Here is a 21,882-nt window from a genome sequence, read left to right as displayed (position 1 = left end):
GCGGCCCTTCTCTTTGGGGGGGGGCGGCTGGGGGGAACCCCGCAGGTCGAAGGTCTGTTGGGAGCGGCACGAACCGTTCAACAGACCGGAGGCCCGAGCCATGGCAGACGAGAAGAACACCGCGACCACCGGCCGCGACGCCCCGATGGAAGATCCCGGCCGCGAGGTCAAGGTCAGCAAGGAGGACCGCGCGCAGGGCGTGGTATCCCAGCGCGAGACCAGCATCCTGGGCAACGCCGCCGTGTCGGAGGAGGCGGGGCTGGCGGGCACCGGCGCCGGCCGCTCGCGCCTGGACGGCGCGCAGGGCTCCGGCTCCAGCACGACGGCGACCCCCGGCACGCCCGGCCCGGAGAACAACGAGGGCACCGTATCGGGCACGACCGGGCTGGGCGTGGGCGGAACGACGCCGGGCACGTCGCCGGAGGTCGCCGTGGGCGCAGGCGGTGCCGGCGCCCGGCCGGACGCGGACGACAAGGTCGAGCGCTGAACGGGCCGCAGATGAACGGCGATGGATAAAGATGCTGCCGGCGGTATCCCTGCCTCTCGCCTTTCATCCGTGACCCAATCCATCGCCACCCCGCCGCCTCGGTTGCGGGGCCGGCGCAGCGTCCCCGACACCTTCATATAGGACGATGATCCGGCAAGTCTAGGATTATCGTCTTATATGCTGACCTCAGCGGTATCCTTCCTCCCGAAGGACGCGGTGGACGGCGGGGCGGGCGCGCATCCGGTGGTAATGGGCGCGGCAGTTGGGCGGCAGGTCGATGCCGGTCTTGTCGGCCCAGAACTCCACATAGAACAGGGCGGCGTCGGCGATGGAGAAGGCGCCGGCGACATAGTCCTTGCCCTCCAGAACCCTGTCCATCAGGCCGAGGCCCTTGGCCGCGATCTCCCGCCCGCGGGCCTGGACGGCGTCGTGAGCCAAGGGATCGGGGGCCGAGGGCTCGGGGGCCGAGGGATCGGGGATGAAGCTCGATGTGGTGAAGATGCGGGCGAAGCCCTGCATGTGGATGGTGCCGACGACATAGTCCATCACCTCCATCACCAGGGCGTCGCCGTTGGGGTCGCCGGGCATCAGCCGGGCGCGCAGGTTGGTGCGGGCGAGCCAGTAGGCGATGGCCTGGAACTCGGTCAGGGCGGTACCGTCGTCACGCAGCAGCGTGGGGATGGTGGACTTGGGGTTGATCGCGACATAGGCGGGCTTGAACTGGTCGCCGGCCGGCAGGTTGACGATCGCCGCCTCGAACGGGTTGTCGATCTCCTCCAGCAGGATGTGGATGCCGGTCGAGCACGAACCCGGCGTCATGTAGAGCCTCATCGGTGACTCCCGCGGAAGAAGGGAAGGGACGGCAGGAACGGTAGCATGCCGCCGGCCGCTACAGCCGTCGCACAGTGTCGCGGGGAAGTGTCGCGAGGCGGGATGGCGGTTGCGCGGGGTCCCCGGAGCCAAGCTTTTGCGGGAACAGGGTTTTTCCCGGAGGCGGGGATCTGGTGCGGCGTTTGCTTGGATGGTCCGGGCAAAGGAGGAACGCCATGCCAACCAACATCCAAGGAAAAAGCATCATCGTCACCGGCGCCGGCCGGGGGATCGGCGCGGAGATCGCGCGCGGCCTCGCCGCCGACGGAGCGAAACTCACCGTCGCCGACCTGTCGGAGCAGAACGCCCACGCGGTCGCCGGATCGATCCGCGAGGCCGGCGGCACCGCCATCGCGGTCGCCGTGGACGTGCGGGACCGCGCCGGCGTGCGCGCCATGATCCAGGAGACGGTGCGCGCCCACGGCCGGCTCGACGTGATGTTCAACAATGCCGGCGTCGCCCAGACCAAGCCGTTCCTGGACATCACGGAGGAGGACTGGCGCTTCGTGAACGAAGTCAACGCGCTGGGCGTGCTGATCGGCATGCAGGAGGCGATCCGCCAAATGCAGGCCCAGGCCCGGGACGGTTCCGGGAACGGCACGGGCGGGGGCAAGATCGTCAATACCGCGTCGATCGCGGGCAAGCAGGGCTACGAGCCGCTGGCCCATTACTGCGCCAGCAAGTTCGCCGTGGTGGCACTGACCCAGGCCGCCGCGCGGGCCTTCGGCAAGGAAGGCATTACCGCCAACGCGATCTGTCCCGGCGTGGTGGCGACCGACATGTGGAAGGTGATCGATGGCGGTTTCCGAGAACACGGGCTGACCAGTCGCGACAACGAGGCGTTCGAGACCTTCGCCGGCATCGCGGTGCTCGGCCGCGCCTCGGTGGCGCAGGACCTGGTCGGCGTCGCCCGCTTCCTGGCGTCGTCGGACAGCGACTTCATGACCGGGCAGTCGCTGCTGGTGGATGGCGGCATGGTCTTCGTCTAGAGGGCGGGCGTGGCGCTTTTGATCGGTTCGCCGTAGGGTCGGTCTCGGCCGAAAGCCAACGCCGGCGGCGTGGCCGGAGCGTCGATGCAGCATGTCGGTGTTCGCCCTGACGGGCGAAGTCCGACCTACGGCTTCGGCCAGTCCCGTCTGCGGGCTGGCATCCCTACATCGCACCGCTCGAGTTCAGGGACGGGCCGCACGACCGGACCAGCCGGCTCGGTGAAGATGGCTCACGAGAAGGCGGCCAGCCTTTCCAGATGCGCGCGGGTAAAAACGTATCGGGCTAAACTGTTGTATCATAAGAACTTACCTTGACGGTGCCGGTCCTGGCATGGCACCGTTGGAGCTGCGCGCGGAGAGAGATCCCCAGGTCAAGGGAACGCCCGCGCAACCAGGGAGAGTCGGGACCAATGACAAAGTCTGAACTGATTCTTCGTCTGTCCGAGCAGAATCCGCACCTCTACCAGCGCGACATCGAGAAGATCGTCACCACCATCTTCGACGAGATATCGGAGGCGCTTGCGCGTGGCGACCGGGTGGAGCTGCGCGGGTTCGGCGCGTTTTCGGTCAAGAAGCGCGACGCCCGGGTCGGGCGCAATCCGCGCACCGGGGCCAGCGTCCACGTGACGCAGAAGTTTATTCCCTTCTTCAAGACCGGCAAGCAGTTGCGCGAACGTCTGAACACGGAGTAAGGGTCAAGCATCCGCCGAGGCCGCTTCCCGCGACCGCCGGCCGAGCCGCTCCGTGAATGAAGCTTCAAAAGCCGAGGAAGCCCGTGCGTTACCTGTCCTGGATCATCACCATCCCGATCGCCCTGGTCATCGTGTCCTTCGCCGTGTCCAACCGCGATCCCGTCGAACTGGCCCTGTGGCCCCTGCCGTTCTCAATCACGGTGCCGATCTATGTGGCGGCCCTGACGGCGCTGGTCCTGGGCTTCCTGGCCGGCGGCTTCGTCGCCTGGAGCGCCGACCGCAAGCACCGCGTCGCCGCCCGCGTGCGCGGCCGCAAGGCGGCCCAGCTGGAGCGCGAGCTTTCCCACGAGCGCGAGGAGCGGACCGCCGCCGAACGCCGCGTCGCCGAGGCCGCCCAGCGGCTGGCCGCGAGCAACGCGCCGATGCTGACGTCGGACGCCGCAGCGCGCCGGGTGCCGATGTCCCAGATCGAGACGGCCAAGGCGCATTGAGCCGGGCCGAAGCCGCAAGGGCCCAAGCAGTACGGAAGGACTGATGAGGACTATCAGTGCCGCCGAAGTCGAAGCGGCCCTCGAGTTCGGGCCGCTGATCGAGAGGTTGCGGAAGATGTTCCGCTCGGGGTGCGAGGCGCCGGTCCGGCACCACCACACCATCCCGACCTTCGACCAGCATGCAGCAACGCTGCTGGTGATGCCGGCTTGGCAGGTTGGGCGCTATATCGGGGTCAAGCTGGTCACCGTGTTCCCCGACAACGGGACGCGCAGCCTGCCCTCGATCATGGGCTCATACATGCTGCTGAGCGGCAAGACCGGCGCGCCGCTGGCGCTGATCGACGGGCCGGCGCTGACCGTCAAGCGGACGGCGGCGGCCTCGGCGCTGGCGGCCTCGTACCTGGCGCGCAACGACGCCGGCCGGCTGCTGATGGTGGGGACCGGCGCGTTGGCGCCTCACTTGGTGCTGGCCCACGCGACCGTGCGGCCGATCCGCGAGGTCCTGATCTGGGGCCGCGACCCGGCCAAGGCCGATCGGCTGGCCAAGCTGCTAAACCGGCGCGGAATGAAGGTCGCCTCGACCCGGGACCTGGAGGGGGCGGTGCGCGGGGCCGACATCGTGTCCTGCGCCACCTTGTCGCGCGACCCCCTGATCCGGGGGGAGTGGCTGTCCGAGGGCGTCCATGTGGACCTGGTCGGCGGCTTCACCCCCGAGATGCGGGAGGCCGACGACGAGGTGATCGCCCGAGCCCGCATTTTCGTCGATACCCGCGAGGGCGCCACGAAGGAGGCCGGTGACATCACCCAGCCGCTGGCGGCCGGGCTGATGACGGTGGACGACATCGCCGGCGACCTGTTCGACCTGACCCGGGGCGACCGCGCCGGGCGGCGCTTCTACAACCAGATCACCCTGTTCAAGTCGGTCGGGACCGCGCTGGAAGACCTCGCCGCCGCCCAGTACGCCGTAGAAGTCACCTGAGGCGCGAAGGGACCCAAGGGACCATGGGAATGCATGTCGCGGTCGTCGGGGCCGGAATCATGGGCCTGTCGACCGCCTGGGCGCTTGCCCGCCGGGGGCACCGGGTTAGCGTCTACGACCAGTACGCGGTGCCGAACCCGCTGGGCTCGTCGGTCGACCAGCACCGGCTGATCCGCCACGCCTATGGGGCGGAGGGCGGCTACACCGACATGGTGGACGAGGCTTACGGGGCATGGGAGCGGCTGTGGGCCGACCTGGGCCAGAGGCTCTACGAGCCGACCGGAACGCTGTGCCTCGGCTCGGTCGACGACACCGCCTGGCTGCACGAGAGCGCCGCGACGCTGGCCGGGCGCGGCCGTGCGGTGCGCTGGCTGTCGGGTGCCGCGCTGGCGGCGGAGTTCCCGCTGATCGAGGCCCGCGGAGTGCGGGAGGCATTCCACCTGAAGACCGGCGGCGTGCTGCTGGCCGGCCGCATCATCGAGCTGCTGGCGCACCATCTGCCCGGCCGCAACGTCACCATCCATCCCCATGCCGCCGTGCTCGACGTCGATCCGGCGACGGCGACGATCCGGCTGGCCGACAGGTCGGCGGTGCGGGCCGACGCCCTGGTGGTCGCGGCGGGTCCGTGGGTCCGGCGGCTGGCGCCCGCCGTGGCGGAGCGGGCCGTGCCGTCGCGGCAGGTGCTGACATATCTGGCGATGCCGGAGGGCCTGCGCAAGGCCTGGGCGAAGCACCCGATGGTGCTGGACATCGACCCGGACTGCGGCTTCTACCTGGTGCCGCCGGTGGCAGGGACGGGCATGAAGATCGGCGATCACCGCTTCACGCTCAACGGCGACCCGGACCGGGACCGCGACGCCGGGCTGGAGGAGGCCGAGCGGATCTGGGCGTTCGGCCGCGCGCGGCTGGCCGATCCGGACCGCTATTCCATCGCCAGCGCTGCCACCTGCTTCTATACCTGCGTGAAGAACGAGCGCTTCGTCGTCGAGCCGCTGGACGGGGCGGGAGCTTCGGGCGGGCGGGCTTCCGGGGGGCGGACCTGGGTGATGACGGGATTCTCCGGCCACGGCTTCAAATTCGGCCCCGTGCTGGGCGAACGGATGGCGGCGGCCTTGGAAAACCCGGACCTGGGACCGACATTGACGTCATGGGCCGCCGGCCGCCAAACCGCCCCCGACCCGCCTTCCCCGGGCATTTCGACGGATACCCAATCATCATGACATCGCCGGCATCCCGGATCTTCGTTTCGATCGACACGCCCGAAATCGACGCCGCGCGCGATCTGGCCGAGCGGCTGACCGGCACCGTGGGCGGGGTCAAGCTCGGGCTGGAATTCTTCTGCGGCCAGGGGCCGTCGGGCATCCGGGCCGTCATGGGCGGCGTGCGGCTGCCGCTGTTCCTGGACCTGAAGCTGCACGACATCCCGAACACGGTGGCGGCGGCGGTACGGGCGGTGCTGCCGATCCAGCCGGCCTTCCTGACCATCCACACCAGCGGCGGGCCGGCGATGATGCGCGCGGCGGCGGAAGCCGCTTCCATGACCGACCTGCCGAGGCCCCGGCTGCTGGGCGTCACGGTGCTGACCAGCCTGGACGACGACGACCTCGTGTCGGTCGGGCAGGGCGTGCCGGTGCTGGACCAGGCCCGGCGGCTGGCGGCGCTGGCCCAGTCCTCCGGGCTGGACGGAATCATCTGCTCGCCGGCCGAGGTGGCGGCGCTGCGGGCGGAGTGCGGCTCCGATTTCGTGCTGATGGTGCCAGGCATCCGGCCGGCCGGTTCCGCCGTGGGCGACCAGAAGCGCGTGATGACCCGCGCGACGCGGTGGAGCAGGGGGCGGACTTCCTCGTCATCGGGCGCCCGATCACCCAGGCCCCGGATCCGGCCGAAGCCGCGCGCGGCATCGTCGGGGAACTTTAGGAATTGACCATGTCTGTTCAGGTGAAGATCTGCGGCGTCAGCCATCCGGGCGCGGTCACGGCCGCGGTCCAGGGCGGGGCGCGCTATATCGGGCTGGTGTTCTACGAGCGCTCGCCCCGGCATGTGGCTCCGCCGCTGGCGGCGGAACTGGCGCGCATGGTGCCGACGGGCATCAGGACGGTCGGGCTGTTCGTCGATCCCAAGAACGAGTACCTGGAGCATGTGGTGAGCCAGGTCCCGCTCGACCTGATCCAGCTCCACGGCGACGAGACGCCGGAGCGGGTCGCGGAGATCCGGGCTGCGTTCTCGATGCCGGTGATGAAGGCGATCAAGGTGTCCTCCGCGGCCGACCTGGACGCCGCCGACGCCTATGCCCGGGTGGCGGACCGGCTGCTGTTCGACGCCAAGCCGCCGGCCAAGGTCTCGGCGCTGCCGGGCGGCAACGGCATCGCCTTCGACTGGACCATCCTGGCCGGGCGCACCTGGTCGAAGCCTTGGATGCTGTCGGGCGGGCTGACCGCGGGCAACGTCGCGGAGGCCATCGCGGTCAGCGGCGCGTCGTCGATCGACGTCAGTTCAGGGGTCGAGGACCGGCCGGGTCACAAGGACCCGGACCTGATCCGCGACTTCCTGAAGGCCGCCGGCCGCTGAGCCTCAGGGAGCTTTCATGAGCGACTTGCCACCCGAAGGCGAGGTGGAGGAACGCGACGAGGCCGGCCCGGCGAAGCGCCGGCTGCGCGGGTTCCTGAACCACCTGATCATCTATTTCTCGGCCATGATCCTGCTGGTGCCGATCAATTTCCTGCTGACGCCGGGCAGGGTCTGGTTCGTCTTCCCCCTGGTCGCGTGGGGAGCCCCGCTGGCGATCCACGCCGCCTTCGCCATGGGGCTGTTCGACCGCCTGAAGCGGTGAGTGGGAAAGAGGGAGCGCGGGGTATCCATGAGTGACACCAAGGCAGTCAGCGTCACGGTTTCGGGCAAGGTCCAGGGCGTGTGGTACCGGGCCTGGACGGTCGAGGAGGCGCGGTCGCGCGGGCTGGTCGGCTGGGTGCGCAACCGGAACGACGGGACGGTCGAGGCGGTCTTCGCCGGCCCGGCCGGGCAGGTCGACGCCATGATCGAGGCCTGCCGGCAGGGTCCGAAGCATGCCCGCGTCGCCGGCGTGGCGGTCGCGCCGGCGGGGTACCCGAGCGTCGACGGGTTCGAGCAGCGGGCGACCTATTGACGTCTACTGTGCCGCGACGAGGTCCAGCCACTCCTGCTCGGTCAGGGTGGTGAGGCCGAGGTCGCGGGCCTTGGCCGCCTTGCTGCCGGCATCGGCGCCGACCACCACGTAGTCGGTCTTGGACGAGACGGAGCCCGCCACCTTGGCGCCGAGGGATTCGGCCCGGGCCTTGGCCTCGCTGCGGGTCACGGTTTCGAGCGTGCCGGTGAACACGACTGTCTTGCCCGCGATGGGCGAGGCATGGACCCTGGGCGGCACGAAGTCGGTCACGGCGACGCCAGCGGCCAGCAGGTCCTCCAGCACCTCGAAGTTGTGCGGCTCGGCGAAGAAGCCCAGGAGGTCGTCGGCGACCGAGGGACCTATCTGCTCGATCCCGATCAGGTCGCCATAGGCTTCGGAGCCGTGGACCTGGGCCGCGGCCATCTGCTCCCGCCAGTGGTCGAAGCTTCGGTAGCTTCGGGCCAGCAGGCGGGCGGTGGTCTGGCCGACCTGGGGGATGCCGAGTGCGAAGATGAAGCGGTCGAGCGGGATGTTGCGGCGGGCGTCGATGCTGTCGAACAGCTTGGCCGCCGACCTGTCGCCCCAGCCGTGCCGGTTCTTCAGCCGGGTCAGGCTGGCGGCGTCCTTTTCGCGCAGGCGGAAGATGTCGCCGGGGCGGCGGACCATGCCCTCGTCCCAGAATTCCCGGATGATCTTCTCGCCCAATCCCTCGATGTCGAAGGCGTCGCGGCTGACGAAGTGGCGCAGGCGTTCGACCGCCTGGGCCTCGCAGATCAGGCCGCCGGTGCAGCGTCGGATCACTTCGCCCTCCGGCCGGACCGCGGCGCTGCCGCACACCGGGCAGTGGTCGGGGAAGACATAGGGCTCGGCGTCGGCCGGGCGCTTGTCCAGGACGGCCTGGACGATCTGGGGGATCACGTCGCCGGCGCGCTGGACGACGACGAGGTCGCCTTTGCGCACGTCCTTGCGCTGGATCTCGTCCTCGTTGTGCAGGGTGGCGCGGCTGACCACGACGCCGCCGACCGTCACCGGCTCCAACTCGGCCACCGGCGTCATGGCGCCGGTGCGGCCGACCTGGATGGTGATGTCCTTCAGGCGGGTCCGGGCCTGCTCGGCCGGGAACTTGTGGGCGATGGCCCAGCGCGGCGCCCGGCTGACGAAGCCCAGCCGGTCCTGCCAATCCAGCCGGTCGACCTTGTAGACGACGCCGTCGATGTCGAAGGGCAGGGCGGAACGCCGCTCCTGGACCTGGTCGTAATAGCGCAGCAGCGCGTCGGCGCCGCGGCACGGTTCGGCGGGCTTGTTCGGCCGGAAGCCCCAATCCTCCAGGCGCCGGCGCGCTTCCCACTGGGTGGCGCCCAGCGGTTCGGACACCTCGCCCCAGGAATAGCCGAAGAAACCCAGGGGACGCGACGCGGTGATCTTCGGGTCGAGCTGGCGCAGGCTGCCGGCGGCAGCGTTGCGCGGGTTGGCGAAGATCGGCTTGCCGGCGGCGGCCTGGCGCTCGTTCAGCGCCATGAACTCGGCCCGGTCCATATAGACTTCCCCGCGCACCTCCAGCACGTCGGGGACGGGGCCGGCGAGCCGTTCGGGCACGTCGCCGATGGTGCGGACGTTGGCGGTGACGTCCTCGCCCTCCTGGCCGTCGCCTCGGGTGGCGGCGAGGACGAGCCGGCCCTTCTCGTAGCGGAGCGAGCAGGAGAGGCCGTCGATCTTGGGCTCGGCGACGAATTCCACCGAGTTCGCTTCCTTGATGTTCAGGAAGCGGCAGATGCGCTGGACGAACTCGTGGACGTCCTCGCCCGCGAAGGCGTTGCCCAGCGAGAGCATCGGGACGGCGTGGCGGACCTTGGCGAAGCCGGCGGCCGGGGCGGCGCCGACCTTCCGGGACGGGCTGTCGCCGCGCTTCAGCTCAGGGAACCGAAGCTCGATCGCGTCGTTGCGGCGGCGGAGCGCGTCATAGGCGGCGTCGGTAATCTCCGGCCGATCCTGCTGGTGGTACAGGGTGTCGTGATGGGCGATCTCGGCCGCCAGCGCCGCCAGGTCCTCCGCGGCCTGCTCGGGGGAGAGTTCGTCGACGCCGATCTCGCGGACGGCTTCGCGGGCGCCGGCCGTCATCAGCCATGCCCCGCGATCAGGCTTTCCGCCGCGGCGCGGGCCTCTTCGGTGACCTTGGCGCCGGAGAGCATGCGCGCGATCTCCTCGCGCCGCTGCCTGTCGCCCAATTCCACCACTTCGGTCGTCACCCGTTCCTCCGAATCCTGTTTCTGGACCTGCTTCTGCACCTTCAGGTGATGGGCGCCGCGCGCCGCCACCTGCGGGCTGTGGGTCACCACCAGCACCTGCCGGTCGCGGCCCAGCTTGGCCAGCCGCTCGCCGACCGCCGCCGCGACGGCGCCGCCGATGCCGATGTCCACCTCGTCGAACACCAGGGTGGGCACGGTGCCGACCTGGGCCAGCACCACCTTGAGCGCCAGCATGAAGCGCGCCAGCTCGCCGCCGGACGCGATCTTGTTGATCTGGCCGGGCGGAGAGCCCGGGTTGGTCGCCACCAGGAAGGCCACGCGGTCGATGCCGTCGGGACCCCACGACGACTCGTCCAGAGGCTCCAGCGTGGTGGTGAACCGGGCGCGGTCCAGCTTGAGCGGCGGCAGCTCGCGGGCGACGGCGGCGTCCAGCTTGCCCGCGGCCTTGCGGCGGAAGTCGGACAGGCGTTTCGCCGCCTCCAGATAGGCGTCGCGGGTCTGGGCCGCCTCGCGGGCGAGACGTTCCAGCGCGTCGCCCTGGTCCTCGATCAGGTTGAGGCGGCGCGACATCTCCTCGCGCAGATCCGCCAGCCGGTCGACCTCGACATTGTGCTTGCGCGACGCGGCGCGCAGCGCGAACAGCCGCTCCTCCAGCTTTTCCAGCGCGTCGGCGTCCATGTCCTCGTCGCTGGAGAGCGCCTGGAGGGTGGCGACGGCGTCGGCGATCTCGGCTTGGGCGCGGTCGAGGGCGCCGATTACCGGCTCCAGCCGGCCGCCGGCCTTGTCGACGATGCGCATCAGCGCGCGGTGGGCGCTGTTGAGCCCGCGTTCGGCCCCGCGCTCGCCGGCCAGTTCGCCGAAGGCGGCGTTCAGCGCCTCGACCACCTTTTCCCGGTGCATCATGACCGTGCGGGTCTCGGCCAGCTCCTCCTCCTCGCCGGGGCGGGGCTGGAGCTCGTCCAGCTCGGCGACGGCGTGGCGGAGATAGTCCTCCTCCGAGCGGGCGCGGGCGATCTCCTCCGCCGCCTCCTCGCGCGCGGCCTCGACCTGCCGCCAGGCGCGGTAACCGGCCGTGACCTGCGCCGCCATGGTGGCGAGTCCGGCATAGGCGTCCAGCACGGAGCGGTGGGTCTGCGGGTTGAGCAGGCCGTGGGTGTCGAACTGGCCATGGACCTCGACCAGCGTCTCCCCCAGCCGGCGCAGCAGGGTCACGCCGATCGCCTGGTCGTTGACATAGGCGCGCGACCGCCCGTCGGCCGTGACGACCCGGCGCAGGACGAGGGTGTCCTCGATCTCCAGCCCCTGCTCGCGCACCAGGGCCAGGGCCGGGTGGTCCTCCGGCAGGTCGAACTCGGCCGTGACGGAGGCCTGGTCGCTGCCATGGCGCACCAGGGTGCTGTCGCCGCGCCCGCCGAGCGCCAGGCCCAGCGCGTCGAGCAGGATCGACTTGCCGGCGCCCGTCTCGCCGGTCAGGACGCACAGTCCCGCGTTCAGCGCCAGGGACAGGCGTTCGATCAGGACGACGTCCCGGATCGACAGCGCGACAAGCATCGGCTGCCTTAGAACACCGAGGCCCAGGCCCGGCTGATCCACGAGTTGCTGCTGCTCTCCGGCCGCACGTTCGCGTCCACCAGCAGGGCGTAGCTGTCTACGTACCATTCGCTGCCCGGAAAGTTGTGACCCAGCACGGCTGCCGCCGCCTGCGCCTCGTCCACCACGCCGAGGGCGAGATAGGCTTCGGTCAGGCGGTGTAGAGCTTCCGGCACGTGGCTGGTGGTCTGGTATTTCTCGATGACGGTGCGGAAACGGCCGATCGCGGCGTTCTGATGGCCCTGGCGCAGGTAATAGCGCCCGATCTCCATCTCCTTGCCTGCCAGATGGTCATTGGTCAGGTCGATCTTGAGCGCCGCATCGCGGGAATAGGGTGATTCCGGGAAGCGCCGCGTGACCTCGCCCAGCGCGTCGAGCGCCTGCTGGGTGATCCGCTGGTCGCGGCCCACGTCGGTGATCTGCTCGTAATAGGAGAGCCCCTTCATGTAATAGGCGTAGGCGATGTCGTCGCTGCCGGGATGGAGCTGGATGAACCGGTCCAGCGCGATGATCGCGTCGTCGTAGGCCAGCGCTTGGTAATGGGCATAGGCCGCCATCAGCTGCGCCCGGGTCGCCCACTGCGAGTAGGGGTGCTGGCGTTCGACCTCGTCGAACAGGCGCGCCGCCTCCTTGTACCGTTCCTCATCCATGGCGGTGGCCGCCTCGGAATAGATCGTTTCGACCGGGCGCTCGACATAGGGCGCCTCCTCGGTGGACGCGCAGGCGGCAAGGCCGAGGCCGAGCAGGGGAGCGGCGACGAGGCGGATCAGGGCGGGAGAGAAACGGGTCATCATCGACATTTCACACGGGATACGGAGTTGGCGTCTGTATAGCACGCCCAAACCCGGACGCGACACCGTTTGGAGCGCCGGGTTTGGAGGACATGCCCGCGACGGTGCCGCCGGTCCGGTTAATTTGTCGAAAACCCTGAAGCATTCCACGATGACAAAGTTGAGGAGTTCGGCGGGAACGTTACCAGAACAAGTGCTGCATATCAACCGGCTCCCCGAATTATCGAAGGGGCCGGTCCCACCGACTTGCCACATGCCATCGCCGGACAAACCCGCTAATCTGCCGCACCCGAAGCCATTGCAGTGCCCGCCTTCATGACCGCCACGATGACCACGCCCCTGCGTCCGCTGAAGGACCATGCCCTGCGCGAGACGCTGGCGAACGAGGTCCATGCCCGACCGGCGGAGAGCCTGATGGCGCCGCTCCGGGCCACCCATCTCGCGATGCTGTCGGGCGAGGGGGCCGGCGAGCGCGACCGCGCGCATCTGGCCCGCCTGTGCGAGCGTGCCGGGGTGGCGCCGCCGCCGCCGGGAGCGACCCATTACAGCGCCGACCTGGGCACCTGCCGGATCAAGTGGGAGCGCCACACCGAGTTCAGCAGCTACACGGTCTTCAGGCCGTGGGGGAACCCGAACGGCGGCGACGGCTTCTCCGACACCGCGCTGATGGCCTTGCCGCCGGAATGGCTAGCCGGGATCGCGGGCGAGATGCTTGCCGGCGTCCATCTGTCGCTGGTCCAGTCCGACTCGCCGCTGGCCACGCCGGAGGGGCTCCAGGGCGTCTTCGGGTCCGACGGGTTCGTCGGCGCGCGGATGGCCGGCGGCGGCGCCACCGGCTGGACCGATTTCCGCATCCATGCCGACGGGTTCGGGCGCTACGTGGTCGCCGACCACGGCCTCAAGCCGCGCCAGGCCGGCCGATTGGTCCAGCGGCTGTTCGAGATCGACACCTACCGGATGATGGCCCTGTTGGCCCTGCCGCTGGCCCGCGGCGTGCTGCCGCGAATCCGCGGGATCGAGGCGGAGCTTGCCAAGCTGACCGAACAGACCACCCGTATCGCCCGCATGGAGGACGAGCAGGCGCTGTTGCAGCAGCTGTCGAAGCTGGCCGCCGAGGCGGAGCAGACCTCGGCCGAGACGACCTACCGCTTCGCCGCCGCCCGGGCCTACAACGACCTGGTCGCCCGGCGGATCGTCGAACTGCGCGAGGACCGCATCGAAGGCATGCAGACCATCGCGGAATTCATGGCCCGCCGCCTGACCCCGGCGGTCGATACCTGCGAGGCGGTCGCCAAGCGGCAGGAGTCCCTGTCGGCCCGCATCGGCCGCGCCAGCAACCTGCTGCGCACCCGGGTGGACCTGGCGCTGGAGGAGCAGAACCGCGACCTTCTCCTCTCCATGGATCGCCGCGCCAGTCTTCAGCTCCGATTGCAGGAGACGGTCGAGGGGCTGTCGGTGGTCGCCATCAGCTATTACCTGATCGGCATCGTCTCGTACCTGTCGAAGGCCCTGAAGGGCATCGGCCTGCCGATCGACCCGGACCTGGCGGTCGGCCTCGCGGTGCCGGTAGTGCTGGTGCTGGTCTGGCAGGGGGTGAGGCGAATCCGCAAGGTGGTGACCGGGCGGGAGGGGCACGGGTGAGGGGGTTGCCGTAGGCCGGCCTCGGCCGCAGGCCGACGCCGACACCATCGCAGACGCGTCGATGCAGGGCGTCGGCGTTCGCCCTTGCGGGCGAAGCCGACCTACGGTTGCTCCCACCGTCCGGCGAGGTCTACAGGCTCTTCAGGTACTCCAGCAGGGCCATGCGCTCGGCCTCGCTCAGCGCGCGGCCGATGATGCCGTTGCCCTTGGGGCCGTCCTTGAACTCGTGGCCGGTGTTCAGGCTGCCGGCGACGGTCGTGTCGACCACGGTCGTGCCCTTGGCGCAGGACGCCTCGTAGCCGAGCTTCTTCGGGTCGTATTCCCGGCCGCCCAGGCAGAAGCTCTTCGGGCGCTGCGCCGCGGGGAGCAGCAGGTCGTGGAGGGTCGGCACGGAGCCGTTGTGCAGGAACGGCGGGACCGCCCAGATGCCGTCGAGTGGGCGGGCCTTGTAGACCGCCTTGGCCTGGAGGCAGTTGGCCCGGTTGCCGTTCATTTCCTCCTGCACCTCGGGAGGGATCTTGTTGTTCAGGTACCAGGTCTCGGTCGCCCGCTGCACGGTGTAGCCCAGCGCCGCGGCGAAGCTGGTGGTGGTCACGGGCTGCGCCGCGTCGGCCGATGGCGGCGCGCAGGGGTCCTTGTAGTCGATCGCGACGTAGGGCGGCACGGTCACGCTGCGGTTCTGGAGGATGTCGGCCTGCCCCGGATCGGTGCCGACCACCGAAATGGGGACCTGGGTGACCTTCAGGTACTTGCCCGTCGCCTGGGGCAGGTCGGTCCAGTACTTGTCGGACCAGAACTCCCCGTCGGGATCGTTGACCGGGGGCAGGTGGCAGCCCTGGCACAGGTCGCGGTAGAGCTTGCGTCCTTCGTCCCGCTTGACCGGGTCGATCGCGCCGAACTCCTTCTCTGGCCATTTCGGCGCCAGCAGGCCGTTGAAACCCTGTGGCACTTCCCGCCCGTCGGGGCCGGGAACCTTCTTCAGGGGATCGGAGCCGGCCAGCATCTCCTCCATGTCGTGGATGTTCCCGACCTGGACGGAGGAGGCGTAGAGTTCGCGGCCGGGGTTGGTCAGGTTGATCTTCGCCGCCACACCCAGCGCCTCGCCGGCGTTGCGCACCATCGGCTGCATGATCGAGGCGTCGTACTGGACCCAGTCGAACCAGGAGGTGTTCCAGGTGTGCGGGAACTTCACCGGCGCGGAGATGCGCGCGAAGTTCTGCCAGGGGTCGAAGCCCGGCGCGTCCTTGGCGCCGATCAGGGCGTTGACGAAGACGGCGTTGCCGATCCGGGTCAGGGCGTCCAGGCGGGCGAAGCCCTCGGCCGCGTCGGTGCCCGGCAGCTCCTTCATCTTCTTGGACAGCGCCTCGCCGGCGACGATCAGCGCGTCGAGCTGGGCCTTCAGCTCCGCCTTCTGGTCGGAGGTGTGGTTCGGTCCCAGCACGCGGTCGGCGAAGCGCCCGAATCGGAACGGCAGGTACTTGGTGTAAGCCAGCGACAGGCCCAGCACGGTCTGGAGCTTGCCGAAATCGACCGGCGCCGTGCCGCCGTCGAAGCGCAGGCTGACGCCCTTGTATTCCAGGTGGCCGGTATGGCAGGCGGCGCAGGTCAGGCCGATCTGGTCGGGCAGTTTGCGGCCGGTCGCGGGGTCGTCATAGCCGGGCGTCCGGGCGAACCCGACCGGCAGCATGTCCGGGTTGACCTCGCCCACCTTCTGGCCCCAGCGGTTGGACTCCGCCGCGGCGAGGCCCGGCGTCGCCCTGGGGCTGGGGATGAAGCCGAAGCGAGACAGGTAGGTTTCGTCCCGGAGCAGCGGGGCGGCGCTGAAGATGGTGATCTCCGGCTGCTCCAGCGCCACGAACCAGGAATAGGGAATCGGGAAGGTCGAGGTGCCCTGGGTGGCATGGTGGAACCAGTGCCGGTCGGCCTGGCTCCAGTTCTGGTTCAGCCACTTCGCCTCCTTGACGACGGGAGCCGGCGGCAGGTCGGGCGGCAGGAATTCCTTGATCTTGTCGCAACCCGACGCGAGCAGCGCGGTCGCGAGCAGTAATGCCATACGGGTGTATTTCATAAATACTTCTCGCCCACTGGAATGGAAAGCATCCGTTCCAAATACACGAAAGTAGTAAAAATTTGGAAGAGGGCATATTCAAAAGGGCATATGAGCCCGGTGGATCACGGCGGCAGGACATCGACGCGGACGGCGCCGACCAGGGTCGCGATGTAGCGGTCGAGCATCTCGACGGCGATGTCCTTCTCGATCTCCGACGGCAGCTTGCCGGCGGCCTGGACGGGACCCATGCCCGGCACTTCCACCATGCCGTCGGCCCCGACCGTCAGGACGCGTCCTTCAGCTTCTCCAGGCAGCAGGACGGTGATGCGCCGGCCCGGCGCCAGCGGTTCATGGGGGGCCGGATCGCTTGCAGGAGCCTGCACCGGTTTCTCCTCCGGCTCCGGCCATTCCGCCAGGATCGCCGGGCTGCCGGGCAGGCCGTTGTCGGCCCGGTACCGGGCGAGCGCCTTGCGGGTACGCGGGCCGAGATGCCCGTCCGCCGCTCCCGGATCGTAGCCGCGGGCGGCAAGCTGGCGCTGGGCGGTGCGGATGCGCTCCGAGACCGCCGCTTCCAGCACGCGGGCGAAGCGGAGGTCCGGCTCGTCCGGTGCCGCGATGCCGAGGTCCGCAGCGGCTTTCTCCATGGCTGACCTAGTCGCCGGGCCGGAGATGCCGTCGGCGCCGCGGGCGTCGTGGCCGAGCAGGGCCAGGAGTTCCTGCACGCGGGCGACGAGCCGCGCCGTCCCGTCCTCCTGCCGCTCCTCCGCCTGCGGACGCGCCGGTCCGTCGCTTCCGGACGCGTGCGGACCCCTGCCGTCGTCCGGAGCGGTGCCGGTGACGCAGCCTGCGAGCAGAACCGAGAGGGGAATGATGATCGCACGCATTCACGCCAGCCATTTCGAGGATCCCGATTTCGCTGAAGAATGCCCTTGTGCAGATCCGGGTACAGCACACAAACGGGGCAACTGTCGGGGTAGTCTTGATGGAGGTAACGGTGCGGCCACCAGTTCGCGTTATCGAACTCGGTGATGAAAAGGTGCTAGCATCCGTTCGGCTTTGACTTTCCGGTGGGCAAAAATGAGAAACCTGTTCAGGAGCGCGGGAGCGATCGGCGGCATTCTACTCGGCGCGCTGGTCCTGGCCGGCTGCGCGGAAACGCCCGACCCCGTGCTGGAAACGGCGCAGACCCCGCTGATGCTGGGCGACAGCTCGGCCGACCGGATCGTCTCGCTGCAGACGCGGACGATGCTGGCGGGCCTCGCCTGCGGCCATGTCTGGGGCGATCCCGCGGCTTTCGCCCGGTATGCCAGCTTCACCAACCGCAACGCCGAGGTCCTCCGCCGCTCCCAGCACGAGCTGGCGGACCGGATGGGCGGCATGGCGGAGTTCGACAGGATGCACACCCGGATCTCCAACGGCGAATCCATGCGCCTGCTGGCCATGGGCGACCAGTATTACTGCTCGGAGATGCGCGGCCCGTTCTACACCGCCGTGGCGATGAGTCCCGACGAGCTGGCCCGGCAGAGCCAGGTGGCGCAGGTCGGCCTGCGATAGGCGACCAGGGGCCGCCGGATGGAAGCGGCGGGCGTTTCTGGACGCGGTCCAGTGGTCCGGCACAGTGGTTCTTGTTCGATTTATCGTAGGTCGGCCTCGGCCGGAGGCCGAAGCCGACAGCGTGGCCGGAGCGTTGACGCAGGGTGTCGGCGTTCGCCCTGACGCGCGAAGGCCGACCTACCGCACTCCGCTCCGCCGGGCGTCATCAAGAGCATTGTGCGGGAGCGCTGGGCGCCGGAGCCGGCGCGTTGGTGTCGGCTGCCGATTCGCTCTAGCCGACCTACGGACCCGGCCGGGTGGATCTTCGATCAACATAATGGCATATGCATCAATTCGATGCATTTGGCGCATATCCGGGCGTTCGGACCCTGGTCGGCGCCTGAGATTCCGGCGCTTCGCGGGGCGTGGGGCGGAATCCGAAACTGGCACGGCGGTTGCAATAAGGAATCCCATCAGCGCAGAGCGATCGACGCTCTTTCGGGTTGGCGTGCCCATTGTATGGACTCCGTGCAATGGCCGGCGCAGTGAAGGACTTCATGTTCAAGCGCCACTCCGCTCCCCTCGTCGGGCGGAGATATGACTTCGTGCGGTCTCCATGCGGTCTTTCAACCGGCTGGAGTGGACCATGTGCGATCGTGACGGCACCTTCTTCCGTAACTTCTCGTCGCCCGAATTTTCCCGGCGCGGCTTCCTGAAGACGTCGGCCGCAGGTGCTGCGGCAACCGCGGCGACGGTGGCGATCCCCGCCCATCTGGCGGCCCTGCTGACCCCGACGGCGGCCCATGCCGCGACCACCGTGAAGGCGACCCACGGCTCGGGCTTCTGCAACATGGGCATCTTCCTCGCCAAGGAGAGGGAGCTGACCAAGGCGGACGGCGTCGAGCTGGAGTTCGTCGTGACGCCGTCCAACACAGAGATCACGACCATGTTCGGCGCCGGGCTGGTCGACATCTCGATGATCCCCTATTCGAACTTCATGACCCTCTACGATGCCGGAGCCCCGGTCCGCATCGTGGCCGGCGGCGGCGTCCAGGGCTGCATCATCGTGGCGAAGGAAGGCATCAAGTCGGCCGCCGACCTGAAGGGCAAGAGCTTCGGCACCTTCCAGGCCGACACGCTGGAGGTCCTGCCCTACGACTACCTGAAGCAGGCCGGCATGAGCTTCCAGGATGTCGATGTCCGCTACCTGAACACCTCGCCCGAACTGGCCCAGGCCTTCATCGCCGGTGCCGTGGACGCGATCTGCCATATCGAGCCCTATGCGTCCCAGTGCGTGATGGGGCGTCCCGGCGCCACCGTGCTGTCGGACGGCACCGACCTCTACGGCAAGGGCTATTCCGACTGCGTACTGGCCGCCCGCATCCCCCTGCTGGAGAGCAATCCGGGCGCGGTCAAGGCGGTGATCAAGGCGCTGATGGTCGCCCAGTCGCAGGCCGAGGCCGACAAGCAGGCCGCCCTCAACGACACCGTCGGCAGCTACTACAAGACGACCATGGAGGCGGCGCTCGACGCGTCCAACAAGCAGCCGATCGTCGTCGACCAGCGCAACCAGCAGCAGTTCATCATCGACCGCGGCCGGTCGATGCAGGAATTGGGCTACATCCGCAACATGCCCGACGCCGGCGCCTTCGACTGGAGCCTGCTGGACCAGGTCATCGCGGAGAACGGCGACCTGTACGGCTCGCTCCACCTGAAGTCCGCCGCCTGATCCTGTCTTTCAAGCCGAAGCAAGAGAGGCCGCGCCCCGCAAGCGCGGCCATCCCGCTACCGGAAGCAACCTGCATGAGCATGACCACCAAATCGGAGATCGGCGCCCTGGGACGGGGGAGCGGCCAGAGCGCCGCCGTCCGTCCGCCGGTATCGCCGAAGCTTCGCCGCCATGTCGTCTCCCTCGGCTGGGGATTGGCGTCCATCGGCCTGTTCACCGCGATCTGGGAGATCCTGTGGGCGGTCGGCTGGGCCAACCCGCTGCTGCTGCCGCCGCCGCACCTGTTCCTCCAGGACATACCCGGCACGCTGGCCTATTTCGACCAGACCAACAGGGTCGGCAGCCGGGGGACGGGCAGCGGGCTGACCGGGCTCCTCCTGACGATCCTGTGGACGACCAGTCGCGTCGTCCTGGGCCTGGCCCTGGGCTTCGTGCTGGGCGTCGCGGTCGGCGCCATGGTCCATTACGTCAGGCTGGTCCGCAACCTGCTGCTGCCGACGATCCTGCTGCTGGCGCCGATCTCGCCGGTGGCTTGGCTGCCGGTCGCGATCTTCGTGTTCGGCATCGGCGACGTGCCGGCGATCTTCCTGGTGTTCATCACCGTGTTCTTCGCGATCGTGCTGTCCACCGTCGCCCAGTTCGAGAGCGTGCCGAAGAACTACCTGCACGTCGCCCGGATCATGGGGGCGACCGAGGCGCAGACCTTCTGGCGCGTGATCCTGCCAGCCATCCTGCCCAGCCTGTTCATGACCCTGCGGCTGAACCTGTTCGCCGCCTGGATGGTCGTGCTGATCGCCGAGGCGGTCGGGGTCGGAACCGGCCTGGGCCAGATCACCAGCATGGCGCGGGCCACCTTCAACGCCAAGCTGGTCTTCTTCACCATGGCGATCATCGGCGTGCTGGGCTTCCTGTTCGACTGGGGGCTCCGCACCATCCAGGCCCGCATGCTGTGGTGGGTGGCCCCCGGCCAGGGAGGTTCGCGATGACCGCGGCGAACGAACCGGTCCAACCCGCCGTCTCGATCCGGGACGTCGCCAAGACCTGGATGCCGGAGGGCCGTCCGCCGGTCCACGCGCTTCGGAACCTCAGCCTGGACGTCATGCCGGGCGAGTTCGTGGTGCTGCTGGGCCCTTCCGGCTGCGGCAAGTCCACGCTGCTCTACATGATCGCCGGGCTGGAGGGCGCCTCCGGCGGCAGCATCGAGCAGGACGGCATCCCGGTGACCCAGCCGTCCGCCGAGCGCGGCCTGATCTTCCAGGATGCCTCGCTGTTCCCCTGGCTGACCATCGCCGACAACGTCGCCTTCGGGCTGTCGGTGAGGGGGGTTCCGGTGACGGAACGGCGCGCCGTCGCCGCCGACATGCTGCGGTCGGTGGGCCTGGGCGACATGCTGGACAAGAAGCCGGACGAGCTGTCGGGCGGCATGCGCCAGCGCGCCGCCTGCGCGCGGGCGCTGGCGATGCGTCCCAAGGTGCTGATGATGGACGAGCCGTTCGCGGCGCTCGACGTCCAGACCCGGTCGAAGATGCAGGATTTCCTGCTCCAGATCTGGCGGGACAGCGGCGCCTCGGTGATCCTGGTCACCCACTCCATCGACGAGGCGATCTCGCTCGCCGACCGGGTGGTCGTCTTCACCGCGCGTCCCGGCCAGGTCAAGACCATCGTCCCGATCGACCTGCCGCGCCCCAGGCCGAGCCGCGACCCGCGCTACCACGAGTATCGCGACCTCTTCACCGAGCTGCTGGCCGACGAGGTGGACCGCGCCTTCGCCGAACAGGAAGCGTAGGGGCCGATCCTTCATGGAAAGACTCTTTCGAGTCGGCGCGGCCTCGACGGGGCCGGCCGGCGACGGGCAAGGCTGCGCCCTCGCCGGGGCGGAGCGGGCCGCCGAGGCGCTTGCCCGGGCCGGCGCCGATCTGGTGATCCTGCCGGAGCTGTTCGCCGTGCCCTATGCCGCGGCGGAGGACCCCGGCCGCTTCCGCCATCCCGCCGAACCGCTGGACGGCCCGACCGCGGCATGGGCGGCCGGGGTCGCGTCCCGCCTGGGCGTACCGATCCTGTTCGGCATGGCGCTGTCGCCGGGCGGGCCGGGCAAGCCGTTCAACGCGGCGGTCCTCGCCCGGCCGGAGGGGATCGCCGAAGCGATCGCGCTGAAGATCCACCTGCCGCCCGCCGCCCTCGGCGAGCGGTTCGGCGAGGTCGATCATTTCGCCGCCGGTCCGGCCCGGATCGGGACCGTCCGGATCGGGCCGATCCGGCTGGCGGCGCTGGTCTGCTACGACCGCCGGTTCCCCGAATGCTGGCGCGCGGCGGTCGCGGCGGGGGCCGACGTGGTCGCGGTGCTGGTGGCAGGCCCGGCGCCCGACGATCCCGACGACCTCTTCCTGGCCGAACTGCGCACCCATGCCCGGGCCAACGCGGTCTACGCCGTCTCCGCTGCCCGGTCCGGTATCGAAACGATCAACGGCCGCACCGTCCGCCACGATGGCGACACGGTCGCGGTCGGACCGGACGGCGCGGTCGTCTCCGGTCCGGGAGCCGCCGTGCTTGCCGACATCGATCCCGCCCGTCTCTCGCTCGCCGCGGAACGCAATCCGACCGCCCGCCGGCTCCGCACCCTCGTTCCCTAACGATCATGAACACCAAGGAGTC

Annotated in this window: 21 protein-coding genes and 1 pseudogene; 16 read left to right on the top strand and 6 right to left on the bottom strand. The window is 69.4% G+C overall.

All coding sequences use genetic code 11. The features are described 5' to 3' along the window. Window positions 1-100: 100 nt before the first annotated feature. Entirely contained in the window at window positions 101-487 is a 387-nt protein-coding gene (locus tag DPR14_RS20165; protein ID WP_158046750.1) for a hypothetical protein, read from the top strand. Window positions 488-673: 186 nt separating this feature from the next. Here DPR14_RS20165 and DPR14_RS20160 read toward each other — a convergent pair whose 3' ends face one another. Further along, a complete protein-coding gene (locus DPR14_RS20160; RefSeq protein WP_158046749.1) occupies window positions 674-1,318 on the bottom strand; it encodes a glutathione S-transferase family protein in 645 nt (214 codons plus the stop codon). 215 nt (window positions 1,319-1,533) lie between these two features. Here DPR14_RS20160 and DPR14_RS20155 point away from each other — a divergent pair, with 215 nt between their 5' ends. The 9 genes and pseudogenes from DPR14_RS20155 to DPR14_RS20115 all read left to right on the top strand — a co-directional run bounded on the left by DPR14_RS20155 (window position 1,534) and on the right by DPR14_RS20115 (window position 7,650). Further along, entirely contained in the window at window positions 1,534-2,346 is an 813-nt protein-coding gene (locus DPR14_RS20155) for an SDR family NAD(P)-dependent oxidoreductase (RefSeq protein WP_158046748.1), read from the top strand. A gap of 410 nt (window positions 2,347-2,756) precedes the next feature. Next, on the top strand, window positions 2,757-3,038 hold the full coding sequence (gene ihfB / locus DPR14_RS20150; RefSeq protein ID WP_037458738.1) for an integration host factor subunit beta: 282 nt from the start codon (window positions 2,757-2,759) through the stop codon (window positions 3,036-3,038). An 83-nt stretch (window positions 3,039-3,121) separates the two neighbouring features. Next, window positions 3,122-3,529: a LapA family protein gene (locus DPR14_RS20145; RefSeq protein ID WP_158048255.1), complete on the top strand. Its 408-nt coding sequence runs from the start codon at window positions 3,122-3,124 to the stop codon at window positions 3,527-3,529. Window positions 3,530-3,572: 43 nt separating this feature from the next. Then, window positions 3,573-4,508 (top strand): bifunctional Delta(1)-pyrroline-2-carboxylate/Delta(1)-piperideine-2-carboxylate reductase, encoded by a 936-nt coding sequence (gene lhpI, locus DPR14_RS20140; protein ID WP_158046747.1) that lies wholly within the window; start codon window positions 3,573-3,575, stop codon window positions 4,506-4,508. A 23-nt stretch (window positions 4,509-4,531) separates the two neighbouring features. Then, complete coding sequence (locus DPR14_RS20135; RefSeq protein ID WP_211103834.1) at window positions 4,532-5,728, top strand: NAD(P)/FAD-dependent oxidoreductase; 1,197 nt, start codon at window positions 4,532-4,534, stop codon at window positions 5,726-5,728. Beyond that, window positions 5,725-6,425, top strand: a pseudogene (pyrF, locus tag DPR14_RS20130) (orotidine-5'-phosphate decarboxylase). Before DPR14_RS20135 ends, pyrF begins: the two are co-directional and overlap by 4 nt. Before the next feature lie 9 nt (window positions 6,426-6,434). After that, a complete protein-coding gene (locus DPR14_RS20125) occupies window positions 6,435-7,076 on the top strand; it encodes a phosphoribosylanthranilate isomerase (protein ID WP_158046746.1) in 642 nt (213 codons plus the stop codon). A 16-nt stretch (window positions 7,077-7,092) separates the two neighbouring features. Beyond that, window positions 7,093-7,338 carry a 2TM domain-containing protein gene (locus DPR14_RS20120; protein WP_158046745.1) on the top strand — a complete coding sequence of 82 codons (246 nt, stop codon included), beginning with the start codon at window positions 7,093-7,095 and terminating at the stop codon, window positions 7,336-7,338. Window positions 7,339-7,365: 27 nt separating this feature from the next. Continuing rightward, window positions 7,366-7,650, top strand: coding sequence for an acylphosphatase (locus DPR14_RS20115; protein WP_158046744.1), 285 nt, complete (start codon window positions 7,366-7,368; stop codon window positions 7,648-7,650). 3 nt (window positions 7,651-7,653) lie between these two features. On the opposite strand, the gene ligA is transcribed toward DPR14_RS20115, so the two are convergent. Genes ligA through DPR14_RS20100 form a run of 3 tightly spaced genes read right to left on the bottom strand, consistent with a single transcriptional unit; the run spans window position 7,654 to window position 12,277 of the window. Continuing rightward, on the bottom strand, window positions 7,654-9,768 hold the full coding sequence (gene ligA / locus DPR14_RS20110; RefSeq protein ID WP_158046743.1) for an NAD-dependent DNA ligase LigA: 2,115 nt from the start codon (window positions 9,766-9,768) through the stop codon (window positions 7,654-7,656). Then, window positions 9,768-11,447 carry a DNA repair protein RecN gene (gene recN, locus DPR14_RS20105; protein WP_158046742.1) on the bottom strand — a complete coding sequence of 560 codons (1,680 nt, stop codon included), beginning with the start codon at window positions 11,445-11,447 and terminating at the stop codon, window positions 9,768-9,770. The genes ligA and recN overlap by 1 nt, the downstream gene beginning before the upstream one ends. A gap of 8 nt (window positions 11,448-11,455) precedes the next feature. Beyond that, entirely contained in the window at window positions 11,456-12,277 is an 822-nt protein-coding gene (locus DPR14_RS20100) for an outer membrane protein assembly factor BamD (protein WP_246149379.1), read from the bottom strand. 315 nt (window positions 12,278-12,592) lie between these two features. Here DPR14_RS20100 and DPR14_RS20090 point away from each other — a divergent pair, with 315 nt between their 5' ends. Continuing rightward, window positions 12,593-13,918 carry a DUF3422 family protein gene (locus tag DPR14_RS20090; protein ID WP_246148374.1) on the top strand — a complete coding sequence of 442 codons (1,326 nt, stop codon included), beginning with the start codon at window positions 12,593-12,595 and terminating at the stop codon, window positions 13,916-13,918. A 130-nt stretch (window positions 13,919-14,048) separates the two neighbouring features. Here DPR14_RS20090 and DPR14_RS20085 read toward each other — a convergent pair whose 3' ends face one another. Together DPR14_RS20085 and DPR14_RS20080 are read right to left on the bottom strand one after the other, a co-directional pair. Next, window positions 14,049-15,971 carry a di-heme-cytochrome C peroxidase gene (locus DPR14_RS20085; protein WP_158046739.1) on the bottom strand — a complete coding sequence of 641 codons (1,923 nt, stop codon included), beginning with the start codon at window positions 15,969-15,971 and terminating at the stop codon, window positions 14,049-14,051. Between the two features lie 119 nt (window positions 15,972-16,090). Then, a complete protein-coding gene (locus DPR14_RS20080; protein WP_211103833.1) occupies window positions 16,091-16,852 on the bottom strand; it encodes a peptidoglycan-binding protein in 762 nt (253 codons plus the stop codon). A 193-nt stretch (window positions 16,853-17,045) separates the two neighbouring features. On the opposite strand from DPR14_RS20080, the gene DPR14_RS20075 reads away from it, so the two are divergent. The 5 genes from DPR14_RS20075 to DPR14_RS20055 all read left to right on the top strand — a co-directional run bounded on the left by DPR14_RS20075 (window position 17,046) and on the right by DPR14_RS20055 (window position 21,860). Continuing rightward, window positions 17,046-17,522: a hypothetical protein gene (locus DPR14_RS20075; RefSeq protein ID WP_158046738.1), complete on the top strand. Its 477-nt coding sequence runs from the start codon at window positions 17,046-17,048 to the stop codon at window positions 17,520-17,522. Window positions 17,523-18,147: 625 nt separating this feature from the next. Beyond that, window positions 18,148-19,230, top strand: coding sequence for an ABC transporter substrate-binding protein (locus tag DPR14_RS20070; protein ID WP_158046737.1), 1,083 nt, complete (start codon window positions 18,148-18,150; stop codon window positions 19,228-19,230). A 74-nt stretch (window positions 19,231-19,304) separates the two neighbouring features. After that, a complete protein-coding gene (locus DPR14_RS20065) occupies window positions 19,305-20,216 on the top strand; it encodes an ABC transporter permease (protein WP_211103832.1) in 912 nt (303 codons plus the stop codon). Beyond that, complete coding sequence (locus DPR14_RS20060; protein ID WP_158046736.1) at window positions 20,213-21,016, top strand: ABC transporter ATP-binding protein; 804 nt, start codon at window positions 20,213-20,215, stop codon at window positions 21,014-21,016. The genes DPR14_RS20065 and DPR14_RS20060 overlap by 4 nt, the downstream gene beginning before the upstream one ends. Window positions 21,017-21,029: 13 nt before the next feature. Beyond that, window positions 21,030-21,860: a carbon-nitrogen hydrolase family protein gene (locus DPR14_RS20055; protein WP_158046735.1), complete on the top strand. Its 831-nt coding sequence runs from the start codon at window positions 21,030-21,032 to the stop codon at window positions 21,858-21,860. The last annotated feature ends 22 nt before the right edge of the window (window positions 21,861-21,882 follow it).

It is taken from the genome of Skermanella pratensis (assembly GCF_008843145.1).
Taxonomy (GTDB): domain Bacteria; phylum Pseudomonadota; class Alphaproteobacteria; order Azospirillales; family Azospirillaceae; genus Skermanella; species Skermanella pratensis.
This window is presented reverse-complemented; position numbering and strand designations above follow the sequence as displayed.

What these genes read in the sequence shown, in the direction of transcription:
- DPR14_RS20165 (WP_158046750.1), top strand. Translation starts at nt 101, where the DNA reads ATGGCAGACGAGAAGAACACCGCGACCACCGGCCGCGACGCCCCGATG.
- DPR14_RS20160 (WP_158046749.1), bottom strand. Translation starts at nt 1,318, where the DNA reads ATGAGGCTCTACATGACGCCGGGTTCGTGCTCGACCGGCATCCACATC.
- DPR14_RS20155 (WP_158046748.1), top strand. Translation starts at nt 1,534, where the DNA reads ATGCCAACCAACATCCAAGGAAAAAGCATCATCGTCACCGGCGCCGGC.
- ihfB (WP_037458738.1), top strand. Translation starts at nt 2,757, where the DNA reads ATGACAAAGTCTGAACTGATTCTTCGTCTGTCCGAGCAGAATCCGCAC.
- lhpI (WP_158046747.1), top strand. Translation starts at nt 3,573, where the DNA reads ATGAGGACTATCAGTGCCGCCGAAGTCGAAGCGGCCCTCGAGTTCGGG.
- DPR14_RS20135 (WP_211103834.1), top strand. Translation starts at nt 4,532, where the DNA reads ATGGGAATGCATGTCGCGGTCGTCGGGGCCGGAATCATGGGCCTGTCG.
- DPR14_RS20125 (WP_158046746.1), top strand. Translation starts at nt 6,435, where the DNA reads ATGTCTGTTCAGGTGAAGATCTGCGGCGTCAGCCATCCGGGCGCGGTC.
- DPR14_RS20120 (WP_158046745.1), top strand. Translation starts at nt 7,093, where the DNA reads ATGAGCGACTTGCCACCCGAAGGCGAGGTGGAGGAACGCGACGAGGCC.
- DPR14_RS20115 (WP_158046744.1), top strand. Translation starts at nt 7,366, where the DNA reads ATGAGTGACACCAAGGCAGTCAGCGTCACGGTTTCGGGCAAGGTCCAG.
- ligA (WP_158046743.1), bottom strand. Translation starts at nt 9,768, where the DNA reads ATGACGGCCGGCGCCCGCGAAGCCGTCCGCGAGATCGGCGTCGACGAA.
- recN (WP_158046742.1), bottom strand. Translation starts at nt 11,447, where the DNA reads ATGCTTGTCGCGCTGTCGATCCGGGACGTCGTCCTGATCGAACGCCTG.
- DPR14_RS20100 (WP_246149379.1), bottom strand. Translation starts at nt 12,277, where the DNA reads ATGACCCGTTTCTCTCCCGCCCTGATCCGCCTCGTCGCCGCTCCCCTG.
- DPR14_RS20090 (WP_246148374.1), top strand. Translation starts at nt 12,593, where the DNA reads ATGACCGCCACGATGACCACGCCCCTGCGTCCGCTGAAGGACCATGCC.
- DPR14_RS20085 (WP_158046739.1), bottom strand. Translation starts at nt 15,971, where the DNA reads ATGGCATTACTGCTCGCGACCGCGCTGCTCGCGTCGGGTTGCGACAAG.
- DPR14_RS20080 (WP_211103833.1), bottom strand. Translation starts at nt 16,852, where the DNA reads ATGCGTGCGATCATCATTCCCCTCTCGGTTCTGCTCGCAGGCTGCGTC.
- DPR14_RS20075 (WP_158046738.1), top strand. Translation starts at nt 17,046, where the DNA reads ATGAGAAACCTGTTCAGGAGCGCGGGAGCGATCGGCGGCATTCTACTC.
- DPR14_RS20070 (WP_158046737.1), top strand. Translation starts at nt 18,148, where the DNA reads ATGTGCGATCGTGACGGCACCTTCTTCCGTAACTTCTCGTCGCCCGAA.
- DPR14_RS20065 (WP_211103832.1), top strand. Translation starts at nt 19,305, where the DNA reads ATGAGCATGACCACCAAATCGGAGATCGGCGCCCTGGGACGGGGGAGC.
- DPR14_RS20060 (WP_158046736.1), top strand. Translation starts at nt 20,213, where the DNA reads ATGACCGCGGCGAACGAACCGGTCCAACCCGCCGTCTCGATCCGGGAC.
- DPR14_RS20055 (WP_158046735.1), top strand. Translation starts at nt 21,030, where the DNA reads ATGGAAAGACTCTTTCGAGTCGGCGCGGCCTCGACGGGGCCGGCCGGC.